The organism is Ruegeria sp. YTSC002 (assembly GCF_059609845.1).
Genome location: NZ_JBXWML010000010.1, coordinates 138,561 through 164,689 on the forward strand (window position 1 = coordinate 138,561; position 26,129 = coordinate 164,689).

At 58.5% G+C, this 26,129-nt stretch carries 24 protein-coding genes; 12 read left to right on the forward strand and 12 right to left on the reverse strand.

The window, feature by feature from the left end; all coding sequences use genetic code 11:
• Position 1: 1 nt before the first annotated feature.
• Together AC2FFD_RS17600 and AC2FFD_RS17605 are read right to left on the reverse strand one after the other, a co-directional pair.
• Entirely contained in the window at positions 2–520 is a 519-nt protein-coding gene (locus AC2FFD_RS17600; RefSeq protein ID WP_496873705.1) for a PaaI family thioesterase, read from the reverse strand.
• 1 nt (position 521) lies between these two features.
• Positions 522–941 carry a PaaI family thioesterase gene (locus AC2FFD_RS17605; RefSeq protein WP_170347230.1) on the reverse strand — a complete coding sequence of 140 codons (420 nt, stop codon included), beginning with the start codon at positions 939–941 and terminating at the stop codon, positions 522–524.
• Between the two features lie 115 nt (positions 942–1,056).
• On the opposite strand from AC2FFD_RS17605, the gene AC2FFD_RS17610 reads away from it, so the two are divergent.
• The 8 genes from AC2FFD_RS17610 to AC2FFD_RS17645 all read left to right on the forward strand — a co-directional run bounded on the left by AC2FFD_RS17610 (position 1,057) and on the right by AC2FFD_RS17645 (position 9,011).
• Complete coding sequence (locus AC2FFD_RS17610) at positions 1,057–1,425, forward strand: MerR family transcriptional regulator (RefSeq protein WP_152457425.1); 369 nt, start codon at positions 1,057–1,059, stop codon at positions 1,423–1,425.
• 271 nt (positions 1,426–1,696) lie between these two features.
• Positions 1,697–2,098: a MerR family transcriptional regulator gene (locus AC2FFD_RS17615; protein ID WP_117869542.1), complete on the forward strand. Its 402-nt coding sequence runs from the start codon at positions 1,697–1,699 to the stop codon at positions 2,096–2,098.
• A 42-nt stretch (positions 2,099–2,140) separates the two neighbouring features.
• Complete coding sequence (locus AC2FFD_RS17620; RefSeq protein WP_425077935.1) at positions 2,141–3,922, forward strand: acyl-CoA dehydrogenase C-terminal domain-containing protein; 1,782 nt, start codon at positions 2,141–2,143, stop codon at positions 3,920–3,922.
• A gap of 54 nt (positions 3,923–3,976) precedes the next feature.
• The gene (locus AC2FFD_RS17625; RefSeq protein WP_257600301.1) at positions 3,977–4,189 is read left to right on the forward strand and encodes a hypothetical protein; all 213 of its coding nucleotides are present in this window, start codon (positions 3,977–3,979) and stop codon (positions 4,187–4,189) included.
• Positions 4,190–4,467: 278 nt separating this feature from the next.
• Positions 4,468–5,106, forward strand: coding sequence for a glutathione S-transferase family protein (locus AC2FFD_RS17630; RefSeq protein ID WP_170347233.1), 639 nt, complete (start codon positions 4,468–4,470; stop codon positions 5,104–5,106).
• 11 nt (positions 5,107–5,117) lie between these two features.
• The gene (locus AC2FFD_RS17635) at positions 5,118–6,329 is read left to right on the forward strand and encodes an acetyl-CoA C-acetyltransferase (protein ID WP_496873706.1); all 1,212 of its coding nucleotides are present in this window, start codon (positions 5,118–5,120) and stop codon (positions 6,327–6,329) included.
• Positions 6,329–6,817 (forward strand): cupin domain-containing protein, encoded by a 489-nt coding sequence (locus tag AC2FFD_RS17640; RefSeq protein ID WP_496873707.1) that lies wholly within the window; start codon positions 6,329–6,331, stop codon positions 6,815–6,817. Before AC2FFD_RS17635 ends, AC2FFD_RS17640 begins: the two co-directional genes overlap by 1 nt.
• Positions 6,810–9,011, forward strand: a complete 2,202-nt coding sequence (locus tag AC2FFD_RS17645) for a 3-hydroxyacyl-CoA dehydrogenase NAD-binding domain-containing protein (RefSeq protein WP_496873708.1) — start codon at positions 6,810–6,812, stop codon at positions 9,009–9,011. Before AC2FFD_RS17640 ends, AC2FFD_RS17645 begins: the two co-directional genes overlap by 8 nt.
• A 56-nt stretch (positions 9,012–9,067) precedes the next feature.
• Here AC2FFD_RS17645 and AC2FFD_RS17650 read toward each other — a convergent pair whose 3' ends face one another.
• Entirely contained in the window at positions 9,068–9,841 is a 774-nt protein-coding gene (locus AC2FFD_RS17650; RefSeq protein WP_496873709.1) for a Hint domain-containing protein, read from the reverse strand.
• Between the two features lie 281 nt (positions 9,842–10,122).
• Positions 10,123–11,058, reverse strand: a complete 936-nt coding sequence (locus tag AC2FFD_RS17655; protein WP_257600298.1) for a DMT family transporter — start codon at positions 11,056–11,058, stop codon at positions 10,123–10,125.
• Between the two features lie 136 nt (positions 11,059–11,194).
• On the opposite strand from AC2FFD_RS17655, the gene AC2FFD_RS17660 reads away from it, so the two are divergent.
• Positions 11,195–12,208 carry a hypothetical protein gene (locus AC2FFD_RS17660; protein ID WP_170347239.1) on the forward strand — a complete coding sequence of 338 codons (1,014 nt, stop codon included), beginning with the start codon at positions 11,195–11,197 and terminating at the stop codon, positions 12,206–12,208.
• A 6-nt stretch (positions 12,209–12,214) separates the two neighbouring features.
• Here AC2FFD_RS17660 and upp read toward each other — a convergent pair whose 3' ends face one another.
• The 7 genes from upp to AC2FFD_RS17695 form a co-directional block, all read right to left on the reverse strand.
• Positions 12,215–12,847 (reverse strand): uracil phosphoribosyltransferase, encoded by a 633-nt coding sequence (gene upp, locus AC2FFD_RS17665; RefSeq protein ID WP_152457415.1) that lies wholly within the window; start codon positions 12,845–12,847, stop codon positions 12,215–12,217.
• Positions 12,844–13,830: an adenosine deaminase gene (locus tag AC2FFD_RS17670; RefSeq protein WP_480684732.1), complete on the reverse strand. Its 987-nt coding sequence runs from the start codon at positions 13,828–13,830 to the stop codon at positions 12,844–12,846. Before AC2FFD_RS17670 ends, upp begins: the two co-directional genes overlap by 4 nt.
• Positions 13,827–15,038, reverse strand: a complete 1,212-nt coding sequence (locus AC2FFD_RS17675) for a phosphopentomutase (RefSeq protein WP_496873710.1) — start codon at positions 15,036–15,038, stop codon at positions 13,827–13,829. Before AC2FFD_RS17675 ends, AC2FFD_RS17670 begins: the two co-directional genes overlap by 4 nt.
• Positions 15,035–16,342 (reverse strand): thymidine phosphorylase, encoded by a 1,308-nt coding sequence (locus tag AC2FFD_RS17680; RefSeq protein WP_496873718.1) that lies wholly within the window; start codon positions 16,340–16,342, stop codon positions 15,035–15,037. The genes AC2FFD_RS17675 and AC2FFD_RS17680 overlap by 4 nt, the downstream gene beginning before the upstream one ends.
• A 4-nt stretch (positions 16,343–16,346) precedes the next feature.
• Entirely contained in the window at positions 16,347–16,739 is a 393-nt protein-coding gene (locus AC2FFD_RS17685; protein WP_496873711.1) for a cytidine deaminase, read from the reverse strand.
• A gap of 93 nt (positions 16,740–16,832) precedes the next feature.
• Complete coding sequence (locus AC2FFD_RS17690) at positions 16,833–17,936, reverse strand: cupin domain-containing protein (protein WP_496873712.1); 1,104 nt, start codon at positions 17,934–17,936, stop codon at positions 16,833–16,835.
• On the reverse strand, positions 17,899–18,603 hold the full coding sequence (locus AC2FFD_RS17695; RefSeq protein ID WP_425077929.1) for a hypothetical protein: 705 nt from the start codon (positions 18,601–18,603) through the stop codon (positions 17,899–17,901). Before AC2FFD_RS17695 ends, AC2FFD_RS17690 begins: the two co-directional genes overlap by 38 nt.
• Positions 18,604–18,788: 185 nt before the next feature.
• Here AC2FFD_RS17695 and AC2FFD_RS17700 point away from each other — a divergent pair, with 185 nt between their 5' ends.
• From AC2FFD_RS17700 to AC2FFD_RS17710, 3 genes are all read left to right on the forward strand, one after another.
• Positions 18,789–21,062, forward strand: coding sequence for an NADP-dependent malic enzyme (locus AC2FFD_RS17700; RefSeq protein WP_257600291.1), 2,274 nt, complete (start codon positions 18,789–18,791; stop codon positions 21,060–21,062).
• Between the two features lie 366 nt (positions 21,063–21,428).
• Positions 21,429–23,318, forward strand: a complete 1,890-nt coding sequence (gene prpE / locus AC2FFD_RS17705) for a propionate-CoA ligase PrpE (RefSeq protein WP_496873713.1) — start codon at positions 21,429–21,431, stop codon at positions 23,316–23,318.
• Between the two features lie 89 nt (positions 23,319–23,407).
• Complete coding sequence (locus tag AC2FFD_RS17710; protein ID WP_496873714.1) at positions 23,408–24,859, forward strand: amidase family protein; 1,452 nt, start codon at positions 23,408–23,410, stop codon at positions 24,857–24,859.
• 240 nt (positions 24,860–25,099) lie between these two features.
• Here AC2FFD_RS17710 and AC2FFD_RS17715 read toward each other — a convergent pair whose 3' ends face one another.
• Positions 25,100–25,861, reverse strand: a complete 762-nt coding sequence (locus AC2FFD_RS17715; protein WP_254440103.1) for an NAD kinase — start codon at positions 25,859–25,861, stop codon at positions 25,100–25,102.
• Between the last annotated feature and the right edge of the window lie 268 nt (positions 25,862–26,129).

The window sequence follows — 26,129 nt, forward strand, 5'->3', positions numbered from 1 at the left end:
GTCAGCTCTTGTCTCTGGGGGGTTGCGGCATCAGGAAATGTCCGGAAGCCTGCGCAAACAGTTTCGCATGATTGTCCTGCCAGGCTTCGACCCGGACCGAGGCATACCGCCGCCCGGATCTGCTGATAAAGGCACGCGCATATGCATCCCGTGGAAGGCCCGAACGCAGGTAGTCGACGGTAAAGTCGATGGTTTTGGGAAAGCGGATATTCGGGTCGGTCACAATGGCCTCTCCGTCGATCTCGCCACTTTCGATGCGCGGGAACAAATGCTCCCAACTAAGGGTAATGACAGCGGTCACTTCGAGGAATGCCGCGGTTACACCGCCGTGAATCGCAGGCAGGAACGGGTTGCCAATCAACTTGTCATCGAAGTTCAGAACACCGGTCAGTTCATCCCCGCGCCGGTCGAAGCTAATATTGAGAAAGCGGATGTAAGGCACACCGTCAACTAGCGCACGCAACGCTGCATCGCGTCGCTGCTTGACCACCTGCATTGGTTCGGGACGAGGTCTTGCCATGTTATTTCCCCTCAACCGTAAAAGACCCCGAGGCCGTGGCCACCGGCAGGTCCTTGTCGTCGTCCATAGCCGTCGCTCGTACAAAAGCCACGTTCCGCGTGATGTGATAGCAGACGGCGTGCGCCGTAACCGTCTGACCCGGTGTCGCCGCGCGCATGTAGTCAATTCGCAGGTCGATCGTGGCTGTCCCGCCGGGGGCCGAGGGGTGGCTCATCACAGCAGCACCGCAGCAAGTGTCCAGAATTGTGGAAATCGCCCCACCGTGAATCACCCCTGTGCGCGGATCACCGATCAGATCCTCATTGTAGGGCAACGTGATCTCTGCCTCGCCCTCGCCGATCTGCGTAAGCTTGAGGTTCAATGCCCGCGCGTGGGGGATCGCCTCGATAAACTGGCGGGCTAAAACTGTCTTGTCGACCATAGGTTTGCGTCCTGTTCTCTGCCCGTCCTTTATGAGCCGCTGTTTCCGCAAAGGGCAAGCCCACCTGTTGCGCTTGGGATCGGGACCGCCTAGGTTGCTGACAAGGAGATCGGGAATGTCCAACAACCGTTTGTCATTCAAAGAGATGTGCGCCGAGTTCGACGTGACCCCGCGCACTCTGCGCTATTACGAATACATCGAGCTTTTGCAACCGGACCGTGAAGGTCGGTCCCGGTTTTACGGCCCGCGTGAATGCGCGCGGATGAAACTGATCATGCGCGGCCGCAAGTTCGGATTCCCCCTGGAAGAGATTCGCCAATGGCTTTTGATCTACGAAGATCAGGGCAATGAGGCGCAGATGGCTACGTTCGTCGAGATGGCGGATCGCCAGATGAACGAGCTTCAGCAGCAGCGCCAGCAACTGGATGAAGCCATGGACGAACTCAAGCGTCTGCGCGACCAGACGGCCAAGTCGTTGGGATAGCCGCGCCTTCCGAGTCCGAAAAACCAAATTGATCACCCTGAATCCGCGCAAACAAATGCGCAGTGTTTCCGCAATTGCGACAGCTTTGGCGGGAAAAACTGCATGACGTGACGGAAAGAAAATTGCGTCAGACCATGCTTACGTGACCGGATGTTACGTCAACTTTGAAATGACGCAGCGTCTGGATTACGTAAACGTCACTCTCGTGTTGTAAAGCGCGTATCAACTGCGCAACTCATATCTCATGACGCCAGTGACGAGAGTATGACGAATGACCGAAGATGTGATGACCATCCGCGAGATGTGCGAGACCTATGATGTCACACCACGCACCTTGCGGTTCTATGAGGCCAAGGAACTTCTGTTCCCGATCCGTGAAGGCCAGAAACGTCTGTTCACCAAGCGTGATCGGGCGCGGCTCAAACTGATCCTGCGCGGCAAACGATTTGGTTTCAGCTTGGAAGAAATTCGGCAACTGCTGGATTTGTACCATGTCGGCGACCAGCAGGTCACGCAGATGACCCGCACCTATGAAATCGCGTGCGAGCGTCTGGAGGACATGGAATCGCGCCGCGAAGAGCTGACGCAGGCCATCGACGATCTGAAAGAGCAGTTGCGCTGGGGCGAGAAAGTCATCGCCTCGATGAAACAGGAAAAGAAGGCAGCCGAGTAACCTCGACCTGTCATCCGGACATATGAATTAAGGGAGCTTCACATGCCCGTTTACAACGCGCCAACCAAAGACATGCAGTTCATCCTGCACGACGTACTGAATGTCTCGCAGTCGGACATACCCGGCTACAACGAACTGGAAGCCGAGTTTACCGGCGCGGTTCTGGAAGAAGCCGGCAAGGTTGCCACCAATGTTCTGCATCCGCTGAACGTTGTCGGCGACACCGAAGGATGCCGGTTGGAAAACGGCATTGTGTACACCCCGACCGGGTTCAAGGACGCCTTCGAGCAGATGAAGGAAGGTGGCTGGACTGGCCTCGACATGCCGGAAGAGTATGGCGGTCAGAACATGCCCTATGTGCTAGGCACCGCCGTGGGCGAGATGTTCTCGGGTTCCAACCAGGCTTTCACAATGTACCAGGGCCTGACGCACGGTGCTGCATCGGCGATTCTGGCGCATGGAACGGACGAACAGAAGAACAAGTACCTGCCCAAAATGGTCAGCTGTGAATGGACCGGCACCATGAACCTGACGGAACCGCATTGCGGCACCGATCTGGGCCTGATGCGCACCAAAGCGGAACCGCAGGGTGACGGAAGCTATAAAATCTCGGGCCAGAAGATCTTTATCTCGGCTGGCGATCACGACATGGCCGACAACATCATCCATCTGGTGTTGGCGAAAATCCCCGGCGGCCCCGAGGGTATCAAGGGTGTCTCGCTGTTCATCGTTCCCAAGTTCATCGTCAACGAAGACGGCTCTTTGGGCGAACGCAACGGCGTATCGGTCGGCAAGATCGAAGAGAAAATGGGCATCCACGGCAACTCGACCTGCGTCATGAACTATGACGAGGCCACCGGCTGGCTGCTGGGCCAAGAGCACAAAGGCATGCGCGCCATGTTCACCATGATGAACGAAGCGCGTCTGGGTGTGGGCATGCAAGGCCTGTCTCAGGCCGAAGCTGCGTATCAAAATGCTGTCGAATACGCCAAGGATCGCCTGCAAGGCCGTGATGTTACTGGCACAAAGAACCCGGACGGCCCGGCCGATCCGCTGATTGTTCACCCTGACATCCGACGAAACCTGATGGACCAGAAAAGCTTCACCGAAGGTGCACGCGCATTCATTCTGTGGGGTGCCACGATGATCGACAAGGCGCACAGGTCGGGCGACAAGGACGCAGACGGCCTGATCTCACTGTTGACCCCGGTCATCAAGGGCTTCCTGACGGATGAAGGTTACGACATGACCGTTCAGGCGCAGCAGGTCTATGGCGGCCATGGCTACATCGAGGAATGGGGCATGTCGCAATATACCCGCGATGCCCGGATCGCCATGATCTATGAAGGCGCCAACGGCGTACAGGCGTTGGACCTTGTTGGCCGCAAACTGGCGCAGGATGGCGGCAAGCATGTCATGGCCTTCTTCGACATGGTCAAAACCTTCTGCAAGGAAAACGCGGGCCAGAACGAGGCGTATGACAAAGCCTTCATCGAACCGCTGAAGGCTGCGTCCAAGGATCTGCAGGCTGCCGGCATGTATTTCATGCAGGAAGGCATGAAGAATCCGAACAACGCGCTGTCCGGTTCCTACGATTTCATGCACATGTTTGGCCATGTCTGCCTGGGCCTGATGTGGGCGCGTATGGCCAAGGCCGCGCAAGAAGCGCTGGACAATGGCACGTCAGACAAAGAGTTCTACGAGACCAAGATCAACACCGGCCGCTTCTACATGGCCCGGCGCCTCCCCGCCACGGCGTTGCACCTGTCGCGCATTCAAACCGGTGCGGACACGGTCATGGCGCTGGACGCGGCAAGCTTCTGATCTCAATCTGGGTCCGGGCAACATTGACCGGACCCAGCTTACCGGAGGAACAACATGCCAAAACGTTTCCGCCTGACCCGCCGCTTTCCCGTGGCAATGACCGAGGACGGGTATCGCAAGCTCAAAGCGTTCGCGCGCGAAGCCGGTCTGGACGAGGGAGAGGCGCTGTCGTTTCTGTTCGAAAACTTCAACAGCGTAATCAACGAGGACAACCTGACCCATCGCCTGCGAATTTTTAATTCCGAACTGGAAGCCCGGAAAAAGTGAATGCCAGCAGCGATTTATTACGAAACCGCTAACTTGGATGCCGGGTGCCTCCGGCGGGAGTATTTATGAAAAGATGAAGCTGCGACGCGTCCCTGCCACCGGGCGCACTCGCCATCAGGACAGGGACGACTTCACCTTTTGCGGTCATCGGCTCTCCAGCCTGTACCGCGCGACCATTGAATAGGAAGATGGTTGATCAAAGGTTACCGACTGACCTTCATCTTTTCAAAAATACTCAATTCCGGCTTAGCCACGTGCGCCACGGGAGGGGCGATTGCATGAGCATAAAACTGCACTGTTTCGGAGAAAGCGGCAATTCCTACAAGGCCGCTCTGGCGCTGGAAATGTCCGGTCTCGATTGGGAGCCTGTCTTTGTCGACTTCTTCAAGGGTGTCACCCGCAGCCCCGAGTTCCGTTCACAACTCAACGTGATGGGCGAAGCACCCTTCATGGTCGATGGTGATTTCCAAACCTCCCAATCTGGTGCCATTCAGGCCTATGTGACTGAAAAATCCGGCAAGTTCGGCGGCAAAAACCGGGAAGAGAACTATGACATCCTGCGCTGGGTGCTTTGGGACAATCACAAGCTCAGCTCGATGGCGGGCCTGACCCGGTTCCTGATCAATTTTCTGCCCGAACAGCATCGCAACCCGGATGTGATCGCCTTTAACCAGGGCCGCCTGAAGGCTGCCTATCAGGTGCTGAACACGCATCTGGAAGGCCGCGACTGGATCGTCGGCGACGGCGTAACCAACGCTGATCTCAGCTGCTGCGGCTACCTTTACTACCCCGAACCATTCGGCTTTGACCGTGCCGACTGGCCCAATATCGACGCCTGGCTGACTCGCCTGTCCGAGCAGCCCGGCTGGAAACACCCCTATGACCTGATGCCCGGCAACCCGTCGGATCGAGCTTGAGGAGAAGACCCATGACCGAAGCTTATATTTATGACGCTCTGCGCACACCGCGCGGCAAGGGCCGCAAGGATGGCAGCCTGCACGAGGTAACCTCGGTGCGCCTGTCCGCCCTGACCCTGAACGCGATGAAAGAACGCAACAACCTGGAAGGCCACGCCGTCGAAGACGTGATCTGGGGCAACGTCACGCAGGTGATGGAACAAGGCGGCTGTCTGGCGCGCTCGGCTGTTCTGGCCTCGGACCTGGACCAGTCGATCCCCGGCCTGGCGATCAACCGTTTCTGCGCGAGCGGAATGGAAGCCGTGAACCTGGCCGCAAACCAGGTCAAGGGCGGCGCGGGCGACGCTTACATCGCAGGTGGCGTTGAGATGATGGGCCGTGTTCCCATGGGCAGCGACGGCGCGGCGATTGCCGTTGACCCCTCTCTGGCGATGGAGACCTACTTTGTGCCGCAGGGCATCTCGGCCGATATCATTGCAACGGAATACGGATTCAGCCGCGATGACGCGGACGCTCTGGCGGTTGAATCGCAAAAGCGCGCGGCGGAAGCCTGGGCCGACAACCGGTTCGAAAAGTCGGTCATCACCATCAAGGACCAGAACGGCCTGCCCATTCTGGACCGTGACGAATACATGCGCCCCGGCACCGACATGCAAAGCCTTGGCGCACTGAACCCGTCCTTCCAGATGATGGGCGAACAGATGCCCGGCTTCGACAAGGTAGCAATGTTGAAATACCCGCATCTAGAGCGGATCAATCACATCCACCATGCCGGTAACAGCTCGGGCATCGTGGATGGGGCTGCGGCCGTCCTGATCGGCAACAAGGAATTTGGCGAGAAATACGGCCTGAAGCCGCGCGCCCGCATCAAGGCGACCGCCAAGATCGGCACCGACCCGACCATCATGCTGACCGGCCCGGTTCCGGTGACCGAGAAGATCCTGGCCGACAACGGCTTGAAGATCAGCGATCTGGACCTGTTCGAAGTCAACGAAGCCTTTGCCTCGGTCGTGCTGCGGTTCCAGCAGGCGTTTGACGTCGATCCGGCCCTGGTCAATGTCAACGGCGGCTCGATCGCGATGGGACACCCGTTGGGCGCAACCGGTGCGATCATCATCGGCACCTTGCTGGACGAACTGGAGCGCCAGGACAAGGAAATCGGTCTGGCCACGCTCTGCATTGCGTCCGGCATGGGTGCGGCAACGATTATCGAGCGGGTCTGATGCCCAAGCTGGATCTCTCTCAGATCCCGTTCAAGGGGGGCTCGTCCTATCCGGGCAAGCTGGCCGAGGCGACCGATGGTCGTTTCGTGCAGCGCGTCGGGGATGCGGGCGGGCTGACCCAGTACGGGGTCAACATCGTGCGGCTGGAGCCCCAGGGCCTTTCGTCGCTGCGCCACTACCATATGGAGCAGGACGAATTTGCCATCATGCTCAGCGGCAAATGCGTGCTGATCGATGACGATGGTGAGCATGAGATGCTGCCCGGTGACTGCGCCGCTTGGCCCGCTGGTGAGGCCAACGGCCACCACCTTGTGAACAAAACCGATGCGCCCGCGACCTTTTTGGTGGTGGGCACACGGACCCCGACCGAGACCGGCTATTACAGCGACATAGACATGATGGTGAAGGATGATGAGAACGGATTCTCTTTCACCCGGAAAGACGGCAGCCCGCTGACGGCTGACCAGATTGGAGATGACAATGACTGATTTCACTCTGACCAAAGACGCGGACGGCGTCGCTTTCGTTACCTGGGACGCCCAGGGGAAATCCATGAACGTGCTGACCCGCGAAGCTTTTCAGGAAGTCAGCCAACTGATTGATCAGGCCCTGAGCGACGACGAGATCAAAGGTATTGTCATCACCTCGGGCAAGGAAGGCTCTTTTGCCGGTGGCATGGACCTGAACACACTGGCGACTATCCGTCAGGAAGCGGGTGACGAACCCGCACAGGCGTTGTTTGATTTCGTCATGGGCGGGCATCACATCCTGCGCAAGCTGGAATTGGCGGGCATGGACCCCAAGACCAAGAAAGGCGGCAAACCCATCGCCTGCGCGATCAACGGAACCTGCGCCGGGATCGGGACCGAGATCGCACTGGCGTGTCATCACCGTGTTATGACCAGCAATCCAAAGTCCAAGATCGGTCTGCCCGAAATCCTGTTGGGCATCTTCCCCGGCGGCGGCGGCACTATCCGTTACAGCCGCATGGTTGGCGCCATGGCGGCGGCCCCCGTACTGCTTGAAGGCAAGATGATGGACCCGGCCAAGGCCAAGGGCGCGCAGTTGATCGACGCGGTTGCCGACGATCCGGTTGCCGCGGCCAAGGAATGGGTTCTGAATGCCAAGGACGCTGATCTGGTGAAACCCTGGGACGCGAAGGGCTACAAGATGCCCGGTGGCGCGCCTTACCACCCTGCCGGTTTCATGACCTTCGTGGGCGCGAGCGCCATGGTTCACGGAAAAACGCAAGGTGCGTTTCCTGCGGCCAAAGCCCTTCTGAGCGCGATCTATGAGGGCGCGTTGGTTGATTTTGACACCGCTTTGAAAATTGAAGCCCGCTGGTTCACCAACGTTCTGATGAACCCGTCCTCGTCGGCGATGATCCGGACACTGTTCCTCAACAAGGAAGCGCTTGAAAAAGGCGCGGTCCGTCCGAAAGGTGTGCCCGATCAACGCGTCAAGAAAATCGGCGTTCTGGGCGCTGGCATGATGGGGGCCGGTATCGCACTGGTTTCTGCCCAAGCTGGCATGGAGGTCGTTCTGATCGACCGTGATCAGGAGGCGGCCGACAAAGGCAAAGCTTATACCGAAACCTATCTGGACAAGGGTATCAAGCGCGGCAAGGTCACGGCTGAAAAGAAAGAGGCCATGCTGGCGCGCATCACGGCGACACCGGATCTGGACCATCTGAAAGGGTGTGACCTGATCATCGAAGCCGTGTTTGAAGACATGGACGTAAAGGCCGAGATGACCAAAAAGGTCGAGGCGATCATCCCGGAAGACTGCATCTTTGCCTCGAACACGTCGACCCTGCCGATTTCAGATCTGGCCAAGGCAAGCGTGCGTCCGGACCAATTCATCGGCATCCACTTCTTCTCGCCGGTCGAGAAGATGTTGCTGGTCGAGATCATCAAGGGCAAGGAAACCGGTGATCGCGCCGTTGCCAAGGCGCTCGACTATGTGCGCCAGATCCGCAAGACGCCGATCGTGGTCAACGATGCGCGCTTCTTCTACGCCAACCGCTGCATCATTCCGTACATCAACGAAGGTGCACGGATGATCACCGAAGGCGTAAGCCCCGTGCTGATCGACAACGCGGCGCGTCAGCTGGGCTTCCCGGTGGGGCCGATTCAGCTGACCGACGAAACCTCGATTGATCTGGGGGCCAAAATCGCCCGTGCGACCAAGGCAGCCATGGGCGATGCCTATCCGGAAAGCCCCTCGGACGATCTGATCTTCTGGATGGAAGAACAGGGCCGTTTGGGGCGCAAGGCAAACGCCGGCTTCTTCGTCTATGACGAAAAGGGCAAACGCGTCGAATACTGGAAGGGTCTTCAAGAGAAGTATCCACTTGCCAAAGACCAGCCCGACCTGATCGAAGTACAGGAGCGCCTGATGTTCGCGCAGGTTCTGGAAGCGGTTCGGGCGCTGGAAGAAGGTGTGCTGGAAGACATCCGTGAAGGCGACGTAGGCGCCATTCTGGGCTGGGGCTTTGCGCCTTGGTCCGGTGGTCCGCTCAGCTGGCTCGACATCATCGGCACGCCCTACGCAGCCGAACGATGCGATCAGCTGGCCGAGAAATATGGCGAACGCTTTGCCTGCCCGCCGCTGCTGCGTGAGATGGCCGAGAAGGGGCAAACCTTCTACGGGCGCTTCAACCCCGAAGCAAAAGCTGCCTGAAACAGTGATGCAGGCGCGTGAGTTCACGCGCCTGCATCGTTTTTGTCAGTGTTTGGTTAGATCTGCCATTCGGGCCGCAAAAACAGCACCGGTGCGTTTGGACGCCCCGGTCGACCCGGCCGCCTGACCCCAGAGGGCGGACGGATCGGAAAAATCGGTTCCTGCGGAATGGGTGCAGGCAGGGCACCCAATGGATTGGCAAGGGCCGACATATCGCCCCTGCTTGCAATCTGGTTGACCAGTTCTGTGCCGGTCTCTTCATCGGCGACATCGTAACCAGCCCCGCTGGCTGTGCCGCGCATGTTGAACAGGCCGGAAGGGCAGTACGCTTGCAGGCCGCCCTCGACAAAGATCACCTGATCTTCGTCGAAAAACAGGGAACGGACCTCAAACGACGATCCCGGTGCCTGCGACATAAACCGACCCACGCCATTCAGCAATCGTGCGGAGACAACGGAACACCCGCTGACACTGGCATCTATCTGCGACAGGTTCAGAGCGATGCCCTGCTCGGGCATCAGCCAGACGGGGCGCCCGTTATATGCGGCGCGTGCAGGTACGAAAACCGGCAAATACTCGGAACGGCGCTCTTCGGCAGGAATGACCACGACGCTGGTCGAGATGCGGCGCACCTCTTTGAACCCGTGATCCAGAGTTCGGACCAGATCGCCGACGGCAATGCGTTCAACCGGTTTCCACCCGCTGGTTGTCGCAACCTTCGTGCCGTTCAAAAATCCGCCACGGCGCGCATTCACGGCGTGGTTCAAACCGGATGGATCAGTTTCGGACGACTGATCAAGATATACAGAAATACTCGTAACTTCAGACACGTGCCTAACCCCCTTTGGCACAAACTCACTATGCCAAACAGCTAACATCAAAAATCGGGGCTGTCTTATTTCGGACATATTTATGCCCAATTTAAGCCGTCTCAGCGCGTTCTCAGGGCGATTTAGTAAACACTCACAAGGCTTAAACAGGCTTTTGTGCAATTTTCGAAACGGTCAGCATGCATGGAACTTACGAATCCATCTGCACCTGATCCGTTGAAATGAACCCGCTTGTTGAGGTTGCAGCCGCAAAATCCGTTGGCAGTGCGCTGTTGTACGTTTCAGGCAAGTTCCTGCTGGGTGGATGACCGCCTGGCCCGCCAGCCCAGCAAAACCCCTGCCGCCGCGATCAGGACAATCCCGGACACTTGCATCAAATCAAGGGCCTGACCCAGTGCGACGAATGCAAAGAGCGGCCCGAAGATCATCACCGAATACTCGAACACGGCCACGTAAGAGGTCTCGCCTACCTGATAGGCCTTGATGAGCATGAAGACGGCAATCGTTGACCCGACGGCCTGAACAACAATCCATTGCAGCGCGGGCCCCACTTCCCAGACCCAACCCCGTGTAACAAAGCCGTCCGGCCCGTCCAGCGTGGCAACGGGTGCAACTGTGAACAAGGCGGCACCCACGGCACCTGACAGCCCAAGGGTAATGACCATGGCTGCCAGCATCGCTACCGTGCTTTCACGCGCGCAATATGTCCGCGTCATGATCGAACTCAAGGCATAGAAAAAACCAGCGGCAACCGGGAAAACCGAACGCATGTCAAATGCAACCGGGTTTGGCTGCAAAACCAGAAGAGTGCCCGAAAAACCAACCAGAACGGCCAGAATGCGCCACGGCCCGATCTTTTGCCCGAGCGCTATGGACGAAATCAACAGCACGAAAATCGGCGAGGTGAACAACCCTGCCAGGGCTTGCGCAATCGGCATCATCGACAGCGACGCAAAATAGAAAAACATGGCCGTCGTGATCAGAAGACTGCGCAAGGTGACCGCTCCCCACCGATGGGGCCTCAGCCCGCCCAGCCCCATAAGGGACAGGCCGACAATCAGCGGCAGCATCAGCAATGCACGCATGAAATGGAATTGCCACAGCCCGACCGTCTCGGCCAGCAGGATCACAACATTGTCGATCACACCGATAATTGCCATTGCAGCCACCATAAGGACCGAAGCCAGCACCGGAGAGGTGGTCGTGTCTTGCTGCATGTCCGCGCCTTTGTTGCGATCAAATTTTTCCTGACGGGTATCCAGCACAAATCGGAATACCTGCGCAACAGGTTTGCGCCCGGCGATTTCACCATGCTAAGCTGTGGCAAAACAATTTCGAGCAGACCCCAACCAGATGACGGCCCTGAAACAGTACCAGCGGATCGAAGCCACCGGTCTGTGGCGCCCTTCGCCCGATGAACAGCGGCGCGAAGTTGTGGTGTCGATTGGCAAGGCCACCCTGACCATTTCCGATTTCAATGACAGGGCTTTGACGCATTGGTCTTTGGCAGCGCTTGAACGGCAGAACCCCGGTGTCTTTCCGGCTGTTTTTTGCCCCGACGGCGATCCGGATGAGACACTGGAACTGGGAGAATCCGAAACCACGATGCTTGAAGCGATCGACCGGCTGCAACGTGCCATCGAACGCTCTCGTCCTCATCCCGGTCGTTTGCGCTGGATGAGCGTCGGAGGCGTTGTGGCCGCGGTTCTGGCGGTATTGTTGTTTTGGCTGCCCGGTGCGTTGCAAAACCATGTTGTCTCGGTCGTGCCCGAAATCAAACGACAGGAGATCGGAGACACGATCCTGCGGCGGATCGAGCGCGTCTCGGGCCCGGCCTGCACGTCTGTGGATGCGCAGGCTTCACTGGATCGGTTGGCCAGTCGTACGGGCGTCCGGCAGATCGTTATTCTGCCCGCGGGCGTTCAGGACAGCCTCAGCCTGCCGGGTGGCACCGTTCTATTGAATCGTGCCCTGGTAGAAGACCACGAAGACCCTGCGGTCGCAGCAGGTTATGTTATCGCAGAGCGCGCGCGGACGGCGCTCAAGGACCCGCTGGATGATCTGCTGGACAGAACCGGGGCATCCTCGGCCTTTCGGTTGTTGACGACCGGGGAACTGACACCTGAGATCATTGACACGTATACCGAACAGGTCCTCTCGCAGCCCCGACCATCCCTTCCGGACGACGACTTGCTGGCGATGTTCTCGCAAAGCGCCCTGCCCTCTACCCCTTACGCCTATGCTCAGGACATTACCGGTGAATCAGTACTGGGTCTGATCGAGGCTGATCCCATGGCTGGCCGTACCCTGGAACAGGTGTTGCCGGACCGCGATTGGGTCCGGCTGCAAAACATATGCGGCGAATAATCCGGGTTACTTGGTTCCAAACATCCGGTCGCCCGCATCGCCCAGACCCGGCATGATATAGCCTTTCGAATTCAGTTCGCGGTCCAGTGCGGCGGTGACGATGTGCACATCCGGGTGCGCCTCTTTCATGCGCGCCACACCTTCCGGCGCGGCCAACAGACAGAGAAAGCGGATATCCGTCGCCCCCGCCTCTTTCAGCAGGTCAATCGCCGCAGCCGAACTGTTGCCGGTGGCCAGCATCGGATCCACCGCGATAACCAAACGGTCCTTAAGGCTCTCGGGTGCTTTGAAGTAATACTGCACGGGCTTCAGCGTTTCTTCGTCGCGATACAGGCCGACAAAACCGACGCGCGCGGAAGGAACCAGCTCCAGCACCCCATCCAGCATCCCGTTTCCAGCGCGCAGGATCGACACCAGCGCCATTTTCTTGCCCGCCAGAATGGGGGCGTCCATTTCTTCCATCGGTGTTTCGATATGGCGCGTGGTCAACGGTATTTCGCGCGTGACCTCATAGGCCAGCAGCAGCGTAATTTCGCGCAGCAACTGCCGGAACACGGCGGTCGAGGTCCCCTTGTCCCGCATGAGCGTCAGTTTGTGTTGCACCAGCGGGTGATCGACGATGGTCAGATGTTCGCTCATGTTTTCTCCAGTCTTTTCTTGACCCGCGCACGGGTAGCGTCATCGCAAAAGGCCGCTTCCAGGGCGGTTTCGTTCAGGGCCGCAAAATCTTCGGCCTCCCAGCCGAAAGCTGCGTTCAGCATTTCATATTCCCGCCGCATGGTCGTGTGAAAAAATGGCGGGTCATCCGTTGAGACGGTGACTTTCACGCCCGCATCACGCAAGGCCGCGATTGGATGTGTCGCAAAATCCGGGAAAAGCCCCAGAACCACATTCGATCCCGGACAGACCTCAAGAGTGATGTCCCGGTCGACCAGTTCGCGAACAAGGTCCGGATCCTCGATGGCGCGAACACCGTGCCCGATGCGCTCGACCCCCAGATCACGGACGGCATCGCGCACGCTTTGAGGGCCTCCGAACTCACCGGCATGTGTCGTCAGCCGCAACCCGGCCTCGCGCGCGCAATCGAACGCCCATTTGAAATCGCCCTGAGTGCCAACGGATTCATTGCCACCCATGCCAAAACCGGTGATCCAGTCGCCCGCAGTCTCTGCCGCGCAATAGGCGCTGCGCTTGGCTTGATCGGGGCCGAAATGGCGCACACAGGTAATGACGCCGCGCAGGGTGATGTCAAACTTGCGCTCGGCCTCGTCCGCCGCGTCCTGAATGGCGTTCAGATAGTCCCGCCAGGCGTGCAGGTCGCCGCCGCCACAAAAATCGGGGCTCAGAAAAGTCTCAGAATAGACGACACCGTTTTCGGCGCTTTCTTCGAGAATGGCCAATGTCAGCCGCCGGAAGTCTTCGGGCGTCTTCAGAACTTCGCAAGCAGCTTCATACACATTTAGGAAATGCGCGAAATCGCGGAAATCATAGGATCCGTCCGGCTTGAAGATACCGCTCAGGTCTACCCGTTTTTCATGCGCAAGCTGACGTATGAATGCCGGTGGCGCGGCGCCTTCGTGATGCAGGTGCAGTTCTATTTTCGGCAGATCGGCGACGCTCATAGAAAGTTCCTTCCCGGCCCTTGCGCCGGAATGTTCAGGTGATGGGCGATGCTGGCGGCAATGTCGGCAAAGTCCACCTGGCCGATCTGCCCCGTGCCTGATCCGGAAATCAGAACCGGTACTTGTTCACGTGTGTGATCTGTCCCGGTCCAGCTGGGATCATTGCCATGATCGGCGGTCAACACCAACAGGTCGCCGGGGCGGAGCCGGGGCAGAATCTCGCCGATCTCGTGGTCGAACCATTCCAATGCTCGGGCATAACCACTGATATCGCGGCGGTGGCCATAAAGACTGTCGAATTCAACAAAATTGGCGAAAGTCAGGCTGCCCTCTTCGGCGTCATCCACCAGATCTGAAAGGTGTTGCATGAGTTCAGCGTCCGACCCTTTGCGCAGCGTGTCGATACCCTGCATGGAAAAGATGTCGCCGATCTTGCCCACTGCGTGCACTTTCCGCCCGGCATCCTGCGCCCAATTGGTCAGAACCGGAGCGGGCGGCTGAATGGCGAAATCCTTGCGGTTGGTTGTCCGTTTGAATCCCGCCTCTGGCGTGCCGACAAAGGGGCGCGCAATGACACGACCCACTTTCATCTCGTGCAAGCGCGGGGCAAGCGCGCGGCACATACCCAGCAAACGGTCCAGCCCGAAACTCTCTTCATGGGCTGCGATCTGAAACACACTGTCGGCTGAGGTGTAACAGATCGGCCAGCCGGTTCGCATATGCTCGGCACCCAGTTCAGCGATGATCGCCGTGCCCGAGGCATGGCAATCGCCAAGGATGCCTTCGGTCCCGGCGGCTTGGGCCGCTGCGCGGCTCAGGTCCGCTGGAAAAGCTGGAACCGTATCCGGGAAATAGTGCCAATCCCACGGCACCGGCAGACCTGCCAGTTCCCAGTGGCCCGAGGGCGTGTCTTTGCCGGGCGAATGCTCGCGCGCGCAGCCCCACAGCCCATTGGGTTCGGCGTTCAATCCGGGGGTTGCGTCCCCAGACGCCAGTCGCGCAGCCGCACCCAACCCCAGCGCGTCGAGGTTCGGCAGGTTCAAAGGACCCGAGCGACCGTCTTCGGCCCGCCCTTCGGCACAGGCCTGCGCGATATGAGCCAGCGTGTTTGCCCCACTATCCGGGACGTCGCCATTGAAAAAACGATCGGCATCAGGCGCACCGCCTATTCCGACGGAATCCATGACGACGAGAAAAGCACGGCTCATACGCGAACCCTTTCGTGGATCAGATCTGGAAGCGTCGGAGCCGTATCGCTGATCTCAATCGCGCTCAGCACGGTTTCTGCGGCTCGGCGCGCGGCATCTTCCCGCGCAGCATGGATCACGGCAATCGGCGTGCCTTTGGACACGCGATCGCCAAGCCGAAGAATACTGGATATCCCGACGGCGGGGTCGATCTCGTCACTTTCGATCTGACGGCCACCGCCCAGCGCAACCACGGCAAGACCCAGAGCTTCGCCATCGACGGCCGAGATGAAGCCGTCCTGCGGGGCCGGAACCTCTTGGATGACATTCGCCTCAGGCAGGAACCGAGCCCAGGTCTCGACGAACTGAACGGGGCCACCAACAGCTGCCATCATGCGACCAAATCGCTCTGCGGCGCGTCCGTCTCGGATGATTTCAAAGATTTTATCACGCCCCTCCTCGACCGAACCGCACATTCCTGCATCGGTCAGCAAGACGCCCCCCAACTCGGCAGAAATGTCTGCCAAAGGTGACATATCCGACGTGGTTAGCACTTTCATCACCTCAGCGATCTCCAAAGCATTCCCCAACGCCGGGGCCAATGGTTGATTCATGTCAGTGATCACCGCCGACGTGCGACACCCTGCTGCGTTGGCGGTCTCGGTCAATGCGGTGGCCAATTTGCGGGCATCTTCCATCGTTTTCATGAAAGCGCCGCTGCCGACCTTGACGTCAAGAACCAGCGCGTCCGGGCTGGCGGCCAGCTTTTTAGACAGGATCGACGCTGTGATCAGGTCTAGGCTCTCAACCGTCGCGGTCACATCCCGCACCGCATAAAGACGCTTGTCTGCGGGCGCGATCTGGCCCGTCGCCCCGACGATGGCCGCGCCGGTATCGCGCAGAATCTGCGCAAGACGGTCCTGCCCTATCTGAGTGCTGACCCCCGGGATGGCCTCAAGCTTGTCAAGCGTTCCACCGGTGTGCCCCAGGCCCCGGCCCGAGATCATTGGGACATACGCCCCACATTCCGCAAGCGCCGGGGCAAGAACCAGGCTGACACTGTCCCCGACACCACCGGTCGAGTGCTTGTCGACCACCGGTCCGTCCACATCCCAGGTCAGTACGTCACCGCTGTCGCGCATCGCGATCGTCAAATCCGCACGTCCCCGAGGGCCCAAACCGCCCATGCAGACAGCCATGGCAAAAGCCCCGGCCTGCGCGTCGCTGACGCTTCCGTCCGCAAGCCCCTGCGCAAACCAGATCAGCTCCTCGCGACCGGGCACCTCCTGCCTGCGCAGTTTTGCTATGATCGAGCGGGCATCCATGCGTTCAGACATCCTCCATGTGTGACGCGTCGAATGCGCCCGGCAACAGATCCCCGATGGTTGTCTCGAATTCGGCACCGTCCACGGTTGCCAGAGTAACTTTCACATCGCGCTTGCCAAACTCGGCGAGTTTCTGGCGGCACCCACCGCAGGGCGGCACAGGCTGAGGGCTGGAGGCAACCACGTAGACCTCGGTCAGTTCCTGCTCGCCCGCAGCAACCATCGCGGCGATTGCACTGGCCTCGGCACAAGTGCCTTCGGGATATGCCACATTCTCAACGTTGCACCCGGAATAGACCTGACCCGAGGAGGATCGAAGCGCTGCGCCAACCTTGAAATTCGAATAAGGCGCATAGGCGTTTTCGCGGACTGACAAGGCAGCGTCTTTGAGCGACATGGCGATTCCCCGTTTTTTTGATCATCTGGTCAGAAATTTGGACCGTTAAGTAAAAAGGCAGAGGAATTGAAGCCCCCAGCCAATGTTTTTCAGTCAGCCCAGTGTTGTCGTGAACGTACCGGGCAAGGTGACTTCCAGCAACTCGATGTTGTCCGAGGGCGAGGACAAGCGCGTGCGCATCCCGGGCGGGATGACAAAGGCGTCTCCCTGCTCCAGCCGATAGGGCTCGCGTCCTTCGCCTTCCAGTGTGACCGCTCCGTCCATCACGAAGGTAAAGTGAATGTCCGTATCGTGGCTGGCCCATTCGGTATCGCCCTGCCCTTTGCGAACGACCTGAACGCCTGCGACCCCTTTGGTGTTCTCGGCAATTGTCGTGTCGCGGCAGATGTAACCCGGAAGGCGGAACGGTGCCCATTCGGCGTCCTTGGCCCGGTTGTAGACAAAGCGTTGTCCCTGCCATTCGCGGTCCGGGCGAAAATGCGGCGTGGGAAGCTGCATGTCATGGTCGATTTCCGTGACATGTTCCGCTGGCACACCTATCTCGATGACCTGAACATTGTCCGACGCCTCAAGCACGCGATGACGAATTTCCGGCGGCTGGATAAAGCAATCCCCTGCGGTCAGGCGCATTCTCTCTCCCTGATCCTCATAGACGACATCCACCCAGCCATGAATGCAGAATATCAGTTGGAACCCGACTTTGTGAAAATGCACCATATCGGGCACCGGGCCCCCGTCCGGAATGCGGATATGGCTGGCGATGATCGATCCGCCCAGACGATCCGGCACCAGATCGCGATAGTGCATCCCCGCTCGACCGATGATCCAAGGCGCCTGATCCTTGAGCCTGCGCACCACGAAGGAATGAACTGTTTCAGGCATCACCAGCGGCGGATTTCGCTCTTCGATTTCGATCCGGGTCCCATTCGGCGCGACAAGAACGCGTTGGCCATCTGCAAAGCGTTCCGGGTCATCTGTCAGGATGCGCAATGTTCCCGGACACTCGGGCGCGTCTTTTTCGATCCGCAACCGCAGACCGTGCCCTGAAAACACTGCGACGCGCGGATCGTCTGCGGGATAGATCATGTCCATCTGCATCCCCAACACCTTGGTATAAAAGGGGATGTCGTTTCGAATTTCCTGGGTTGGCAAACGAAATTCAGCTTGGGTCTGCGAAGGCTCGGCTGTCTTTGTCATGAGATGTCTCGTCAGATTTCGATTTTGGCCATCCGATCAGAACGGAGGCCAAAATGCCAATCGAAAAGAACATCTCGAGCGTTTCTTCCATGACGAAAAGTCGCGTTTTCATAACTGTCGACAAAGCGTCGCTGTGCAGCCCGGTATATTCCTCAAGAAGCTGAGCGATGACGGCAAGACAGCCGGCCGCCATGAACGCGATCATAAAGGGAGCGCGCCGTTTGACAGCACGCCATCCCGTCGGGGCCCCATGCCAGATGACGCCGCCCAGGATAACGCAGGCCAGCAAGACCCTGACCACATTGACGTCCAGCACGACATCCAGACCGTCAAGGATCAGGAACGGCAAACTGCCTTCAGGGTAAACGCCTGCTTCCAGCTCACGCTCGGCCAACAATAGGAATGTCAGCCCGATATACAGCCGGGTGACACCCGGGTATCGCCACAACGCCACCAGCCCCGCAACAAACAAACAAACCGCGGAAACCGTTTCGAACAATCCGCCTTCCTGGTTGAAGAACGCTGCCTGTTCCGGCCAGATGACAATCGCACCGAGAAGCATAACTCCCGTCACCGCCGCAAACCATATGGTCAGCCGCCCAAGTCCAGTGCCGGCCCCAGGACCGTTGGACAGGCCGTGGGCCTGATCATCTGTCTTGTATGTCATTGCTGCTTCGTCTTGCCTGAGTGTTTGTGCGTTTCGCAAAGTTACCTAGATGTAAAAAAAATGTGTCAAAATTCAACCCATGTCCGGCTCGCAACTGCGACACGTCGGCATTGTTACGCAACGTAGCCAAGCTCGGACGAATAGTTTAATGTTAAATCAAATTCTCAGAGGGAACTGAATCTCCAATGTCTGACACCCCCAGCCTGCGACAGGCCGCGCTTGACTATCACGCCCATCCGAAACCTGGAAAACTCGAGATCAAGGCCACAAAACCGATGGCCAATGGTCGCGATCTGGCGCGCGCCTATTCGCCCGGCGTTGCCGAGGCCAGCCTTGAAATCAAAGCCGACGCCGCAAACGCGGAAAAGTATACGGCGCGCGGCAACCTTGTCGCCGTGGTGTCCAACGGCACTGCGGTTCTTGGTTTAGGCAATATCGGGGCGCTGGCCTCGAAACCGGTGATGGAAGGCAAAGCCGTTCTGTTCAAAAAGTTCGCAGGCATTGACTGTTTTGATATCGAAGTCGATCAGCCCGATCCGGAAAAGCTGGCGGATATCGTCTGCGCGCTGGAGCCGACATTCGGGGCCATCAACCTGGAAGACATCAAGGCGCCGGATTGTTTCATAGTCGAAAAGCTGTGCCGCGAGCGCATGAACATTCCCGTTTTCCACGATGACCAGCACGGAACCGCCATTGTCGTGGGGGCCGCTGCGAAGAATGCTCTGCATGTAGCCGGCAAGACATTTGCAGACATCAAGGTCGTATCAACCGGCGGCGGGGCCGCGGGGATTGCCTGCCTGAACATGCTGGTGAAACTGGGTGTGAAACAGGAAAACATCTGGCTGTGCGATATTCACGGGCTCGTCTACGAGGGGCGTGCCGAGGATATGAACCCGCACAAGTCGCAGTTCGCGCAGAAAACGGACTTGCGGACTCTGGATGATGTCATCGGCGATGCGGATCTGTTTCTGGGCCTGAGCGGCCCGAATGTCCTGAAGCCTGAAATGGTTCAGAAAATGGCCGATCGTCCGATCATCTTCGCACTGGCCAACCCGACGCCTGAAATCTTGCCACAAGCCGCGCGTGAGGTAGCCCCGGACGCGATCATCGCCACGGGGCGCAGCGATTTTCCCAATCAGGTCAACAACGTATTGTGTTTCCCGTTCATCTTCCGGGGCGCTCTGGATGTGGGCGCGACCGAGATCAATGACGCGATGCAGATCGCCTGCGTTGACGGCATTGCGGAAATGGCCCGCGCGACGACAAGCGCCGAGGCGGCTGCCGCCTACAAGGGCGAGCAACTGACCTTTGGGCCGGATTATCTGATTCCGAAACCTTTTGATCCGCGTTTGGTGGGCGTCGTCTCATCTTCCGTTGCCAAGGCAGCCATGGAAAGCGGCGTCGCAAAGCGCCCCATCAAGGATCTTGAGGTCTACAAGGAAAAACTCAACCAGTCTGTTTTCAAGTCGGCGCTTTTGATGCGCCCCGTATTCGAGGCCGCGGCCGTCGCATCCCGTCGCATCGTATTTGCCGAAGGCGAAGATGAAAGGGTGCTGCGGGCTGCACAGGCCATTCTTGAGGAAACAACGGAAACACCGATCCTGATCGGACGCCCCGAAGTCATCGAATCCCGGTGCGAAAAACTGGGCCTGACCATTCGCCCGGGCACGGACTGCCAGATCGTGAACCCGGAAAACGATCCGCGTTATTACGATTACTGGAGCTCGTATCATCAGATCATGCAGCGCCGAGGTGTGACCCCGGATCTGGCCAAAGCGATCATGCGCACAAATACAACCGCCATTGGCGCGATCATGGTGCATCGGGGCGAGGCTGACAGTATGATCTGCGGCACGTTCGGCGAATATCGCTGGCATCTGAACTATGTTGAACAGGTGCTGGCTGACGGCGACCTGCGCCCGCACGGCGCGTTGTCGCTGATGATATTGGAAGACGGCCCCCTGTTCATCGCCGATACGCATGTCCGGCAATTGCCGACACCGGAGGAGTTGGCCGAATCGACCATTGGCGCCGCGCGGCATGTTCGCCGATTCGGGATCGAACCCAAGATCGCGTTCTGCTCGCAGTCGCAATTCGGCAATCAGGCGGAAGGATCGGGAAAACGCCTGCGCGCCGCATTGGACATCCTGGACCAGAAACCGCGCGACTTTGTCTATGAAGGCGAAATGAACCTGGATGCGGCCCTTGATGCGGATCTTCGGGCGCGGATTTTTCCGGGTTCACGCCTGCAGGGCGCGGCAAATGTGCTGATCTTTGCCCATGCGGATGCGGCCAGCGGCGTGCGCAATATCCTGAAAATGAAAGCGGACGGGATCGAAGTCGGCCCCATTCTGATGGGAATGGGCAACAAGGCGCATATCGTCACCCCATCCATTACCGCACGCGGATTGTTGAACATGGCTGCCATCGCGGGGACGCCGGTGGCGCATTACGGGTAAGCCGGCCGCCCGACACCCTGAACCACATCCCCCGCGGGGGTGCGGTTAACACAATTCTCACACTTTGACGGCTATATGTCGTGGCATCTCCGTGGGAACCCTGGGGCACGCGGAAGAATGGCGAATTGGCATTATGCCGACTCGCCTCGGACGTGATCTTTTGCATGGTCGAGTTTGCAAGTTTGCAAAATGGCCTCTTCGGCGCAGAAAATCCAATGGTGAGAAAGAAGTTTGCAAAAATTTGCAAGCCGTTGCGCGAATTACTGCAAATATTTTGCGATAAACTGACGCGTCGTCATTTGACGCGCTTGCCCGATAGTTTTCTGGGTCCTAACACAAAGACCAAGTCGTTGTGAGGAGGACGAGATGGCGTATCAGGACGTTTATGACAGTTGGAAGAAAGACCCCGAGGCGTTCTGGATGGACGCAGCCAAGGGGATCGATTGGGTCAAAGAACCCAGCAAAGCTCTGTTCGACGACAACGCGCCCTTGTACGAATGGTTCAGCGACGCACGGGTCAATACCTGCTGGAACGCCGTGGACCGCCACGTGGAAAACGGGCGCGGCGAGCAGACCGCCATCATCTATGACAGCCCGATCACCCATACTAAGCGCGAGATTTCATATGTCGAGCTGCGCAACCGTGTGGCCAATCTTGCCGGCGCGCTGCGGGCGAAAGGCATCGAGAAAGGTGACCGCGTCATCATCTACATGCCGATGATCCCCGAGGCGCTTGAGGCGATGCTGGCCTGCGCACGTCTGGGCGCTGTGCATTCCGTAGTGTTCGGCGGATTTGCCAGCAATGAACTGGCGGTCCGCATCGACGACGCCAAACCCAAAGCCGTCATTGCGGCGTCCTGCGGTATGGAACCTGGCCGGGTCGTGCACTACAAGCCGCTTCTGGACGGCGCCATCGAACTTGCCGAGCACAAGCCGGATTTCTGCGTCATCTTTCAGCGCGAACAAGAAGTTGCTCAGCTGATCGAAGGGCGAGACTACAACTGGCACGGGTTCCAGTACGGTGTCGAACCGGCGGAATGTGTTCCCGTCGACGGAGACGATCCGGCGTACATCCTGTACACTTCGGGCACCACAGGGGCACCCAAGGGCGTCGTGCGCCCCACTGCCGGGCATCTGGTGGCGTTGAACTGGACCATGAAGAACATCTATAACGTCGATCCGGGTGATGTATTCTGGGCGGCATCCGATGTGGGTTGGGTCGTTGGACATTCCTACATCTGCTACGCACCCCTGATCCACGGGAACACGACGATCGTGTTCGAAGGCAAACCGGTCGGCACCCCTGATGCGGGAACCTTCTGGCGTGTAATCTCGGAACATAAAGTCAAAAGCTTCTTCACCGCCCCTACGGCGATCCGTGCCGTCAAACGTGAAGATCCAAAGGGCGAATTGATCGCCAAATACGATCTGTCTCATCTGCGGGCGCTGTATCTGGCGGGCGAACGCGCTGACCCCGACACTATCATCTGGGCACAGGATGCGCTGAAGGTTCCAGTGATCGACCATTGGTGGCAGACCGAAACCGGTTGGGCCATTGCCGGAAACCCGCTGGGCATCGAAGAGCTTCCGATCAAGCTGGGTTCGCCCGCGAAACCGATGCCCGGCTATGACGTGCAAATTCTCGACGAAGGTGGCCACCCGATGAAAGCCGGCGAACTGGGGGCCATCGCGGTCAAGCTGCCGCTGCCTCCGGGCACCCTGCCAACCCTGTGGAACGCCGAGGAGCGGTTCAGGAAATCCTACCTGGAGCACTTCCCCGGGTATTATGAAACCGGCGACGCCGGAATGATCGACGAGGGCGGATATCTTTATATCATGGCCCGCACCGATGATGTCATCAACGTCGCGGGCCACCGCCTGTCGACCGGGGCGATGGAAGAAGTGCTTGCCGCTCACCCGGACGTAGCCGAATGCGCGGTGATCGGTGTATCGGATCAGCTAAAGGGTCAGATGCCCGTTGGGTTCCTGTGCCTGAATGCCGGCGCTGATCGGGATCATGGCGACGTGGTTCAGGAAGTCGTCAAGATGGTGCGGGAAAAGATCGGCCCGGTGGCGGCCTTCAAACTGGCCGTCGTCGTCGACAGGTTGCCCAAGACACGCTCGGGTAAAATCCTGCGGGGTACGATGGTGTCGATTGCAGACGGTCAGGACTATAAAATGCCTGCAACGATCGATGATCCAGCCATTCTTGACGAGATCAAAGAGGCCTTGCAGACAATCGGTTACGCCAAGTAACCCGAGGGCGGCGCAAGCCGCCCTTTATCGTGTCTTCTCTTGCAACCGGAAGCAGCCTCCCTACTGTCACGTTAAGACAGTGAGGACCCATGACACAGACCGATATCTGGCGTCTCAGCGCCACAGACCTGACCACCCTGACAAGACGCGGCGACCTGAGTGCGACCGAGGCGGTTCAGGCCTCGATCGAGCGAATGGATGAGGTCAACCCGGATTTGAATGCGGTGGTGGAAGACCTTCGCGAGCAGGCGTTGGAACGCGCCAGAGCGCTGGACAATGCGCGGGCTGGCGGCAAACCCACGGGCCCGCTGCATGGCGTGCCGGTCACGATCAAGGTGAATGTTGACCAAAAAGGCCACGCCACAACCAACGGTGTCGTCGCATTGAAGGATGTGATTGCACCAGATGACGCCCCGGTTGTGAGCAATCTGCTAAAGGCCGGGGCTGTTGTTATCGGGCGGACCAACACGCCCGAGTTCTCTTTCCGCGCCGACACGGACAATCCGCTGTATGGCCGTACGCACAACCCCTGGGGGCGGCATATCTCACCCGGCGGCTCTTCCGGCGGGGCTGGCGCTGCGGTCATGGCCGGAATCGGCGCGCTGGCCCACGGCAACGATATCGGCGGCAGCCTGCGCTTTCCCGCGGCGGCCAACGGAGCCGTGACGGTGAAGCCCGGGCTGGGGCGTGTCCCTGCATGGAACCCAAGCCAGAAGGTCGAGCGCGGTTTGCTGGCGCAGTCGATGTCAGTTCAGGGCCTGATAACCCGGTCGGCCGCTGACCTGCATCTGTCCATGCCCAGCCTGATCGCCGCCGACGCGCGTGATCCGTTTCACGTGCCGATGCCCTGGCGTGACCCTGACCCCGACGCGCCCGTCAAGGTGGCCTTTACCAAGAACACATTCGGCTATGCCTTGCACCCCGAGGTCGAGAAAGCACTCGACACGGCACGGGACGCACTGACCGATGCGGGATATGTGGTGCAAGAGATTGACCCGCCTGACGTTTTTGAATGCGGTCGAATCGGTTATCGTACGCTGATGGGCGAAGTGCTGACGCTTATGAAATCAGATATCGAAGCCGCTGGTTCGAAAACGATTCAGAATATCTTTGCGGTGTATTTTCAGGAATTCCCGCCAATTGTCGAAACCGAGATGGTTCGGATGCTGGCCAAACGAAGCCACTATGCGCGCGAATGGTCCCTGTTTTTGCAGGAGTACCCTTTGGTGCTGTCGCCTTTCCTGCCACAACCGTTCTTCAAACCCGACCGGGACACCGAAGGCGCTGAGGGTGTGCACGAGGTTTTGGGGTGCGCCGTATATTCTTATGCGATGAACTTTCTGGGCCTGCCTGCGGCATGTGTCCCGGCCCGGCTGGCTGAATTGCCGAAGGGTCCTCAGCCGATCAGTGTTCAGATTGCCGCTCAGCGCTGGCGCGAAGATCTGGCGGTGGATGCGGCCGCGGCCATCGAGGCACGCGTGGGGCAAATGTGCCTGCCGCTTTGGGAAAAGACAGAGTTGAAGGGTGGCTGCAAAAAATAGACCCCGGGACATTGTACCCGGGGCCCGACTGCTAAAATAAGCCCGGATTTCTGATGACGAGCGTAGCACCACCCACCCTCGCCAGCGCAAAATCTGCGCAATCATTCGAATACGCCGTTCAGGTGGCCACTCACTCCCACCTTGGCGTGTTCTCCGGGCAGTTTCACATTAGCCAATCGCCAGAAGATTCCCTGTGAACTGCTTCACACAGTTTCAAAAAATCCTCGCAGCGACACAAATTTATGTGAATTGTTCGGAAATCAGTCGTTCTTCCAAACCGTGCCCGGGGTCAAAAAGAATGCGGTGTGAAATCGTGGGATCGGATCGGATCTCGACCCAGTCAATGTCTGGGAAAGCTACGGAATCAGCGGCAACGATTACGGGTCGCTTGTCCGCATCCAGCACATCGAACCGTACCTTCGCGATTTTCGGCAGCAATGCACCACGCCATCGGCGTGGGCGGAATGCGGCGATTGGGGTCAACGCGAGAACGTCCGAGCCAATCGGCAGAATAGGCCCGTGTGCCGAGTAATTATACGCCGTCGACCCCGCCGCAGTGGACAGTAGCGCTCCATCGCAGACAAGTTCATCCATGCGCTCGCGGCCATCAACACTGATCTTCAAACGAGCCGCCTGTGGCCCAGCGCGCAACAGCGATACTTCGTTGATTGCCAACGCCTCGTGCAGCTTTCCGGACTGATCCATCGCCCGCATCGCCAGCGGATTGATGACCTCTTCCTCGGCATCTTCCAGGCGGGCCATCAGGTCGTCTTCGTGATACTCGTTCATCAGGAACCCGATCGTGCCACGGTTCATCCCGTATACCGGTGTATCAAGGTGCTGCATGTTGTGCAGGGTATGCAACATGAAGCCATCCCCCCCAAGAGCAACCACAACATCTGCGTCGCGGGGCGCCGCATTTCCGTGTTTGGACACCAGAATATCCCGGGCCGTTTGCGCCACTTTGACCTCACTGGCAAGAAAGGCGATTCTTTTTTTCATGTTTTCCGGTTTCCGGTGCTGCACATTTGGTTCCGAAACAAACATACCTTTCCCCGATAGGCCAGTCTTGACGCCGCAGCGGGCCAAATCGTCGCTTTAAGCCTTTTGCAAATGTGGCGTTTCCGATAGGAAATCCGCAAGATTTTTACCCAGCCATGTGGAGCGCCCATGAACGCCAATCTTCGTGACACCGGATTTTTCACCCAGTCCCTTGCTGATCGTGATCCCGAGCTTTTTGGCTCGATCACGTCGGAACTGGGTCGTCAGC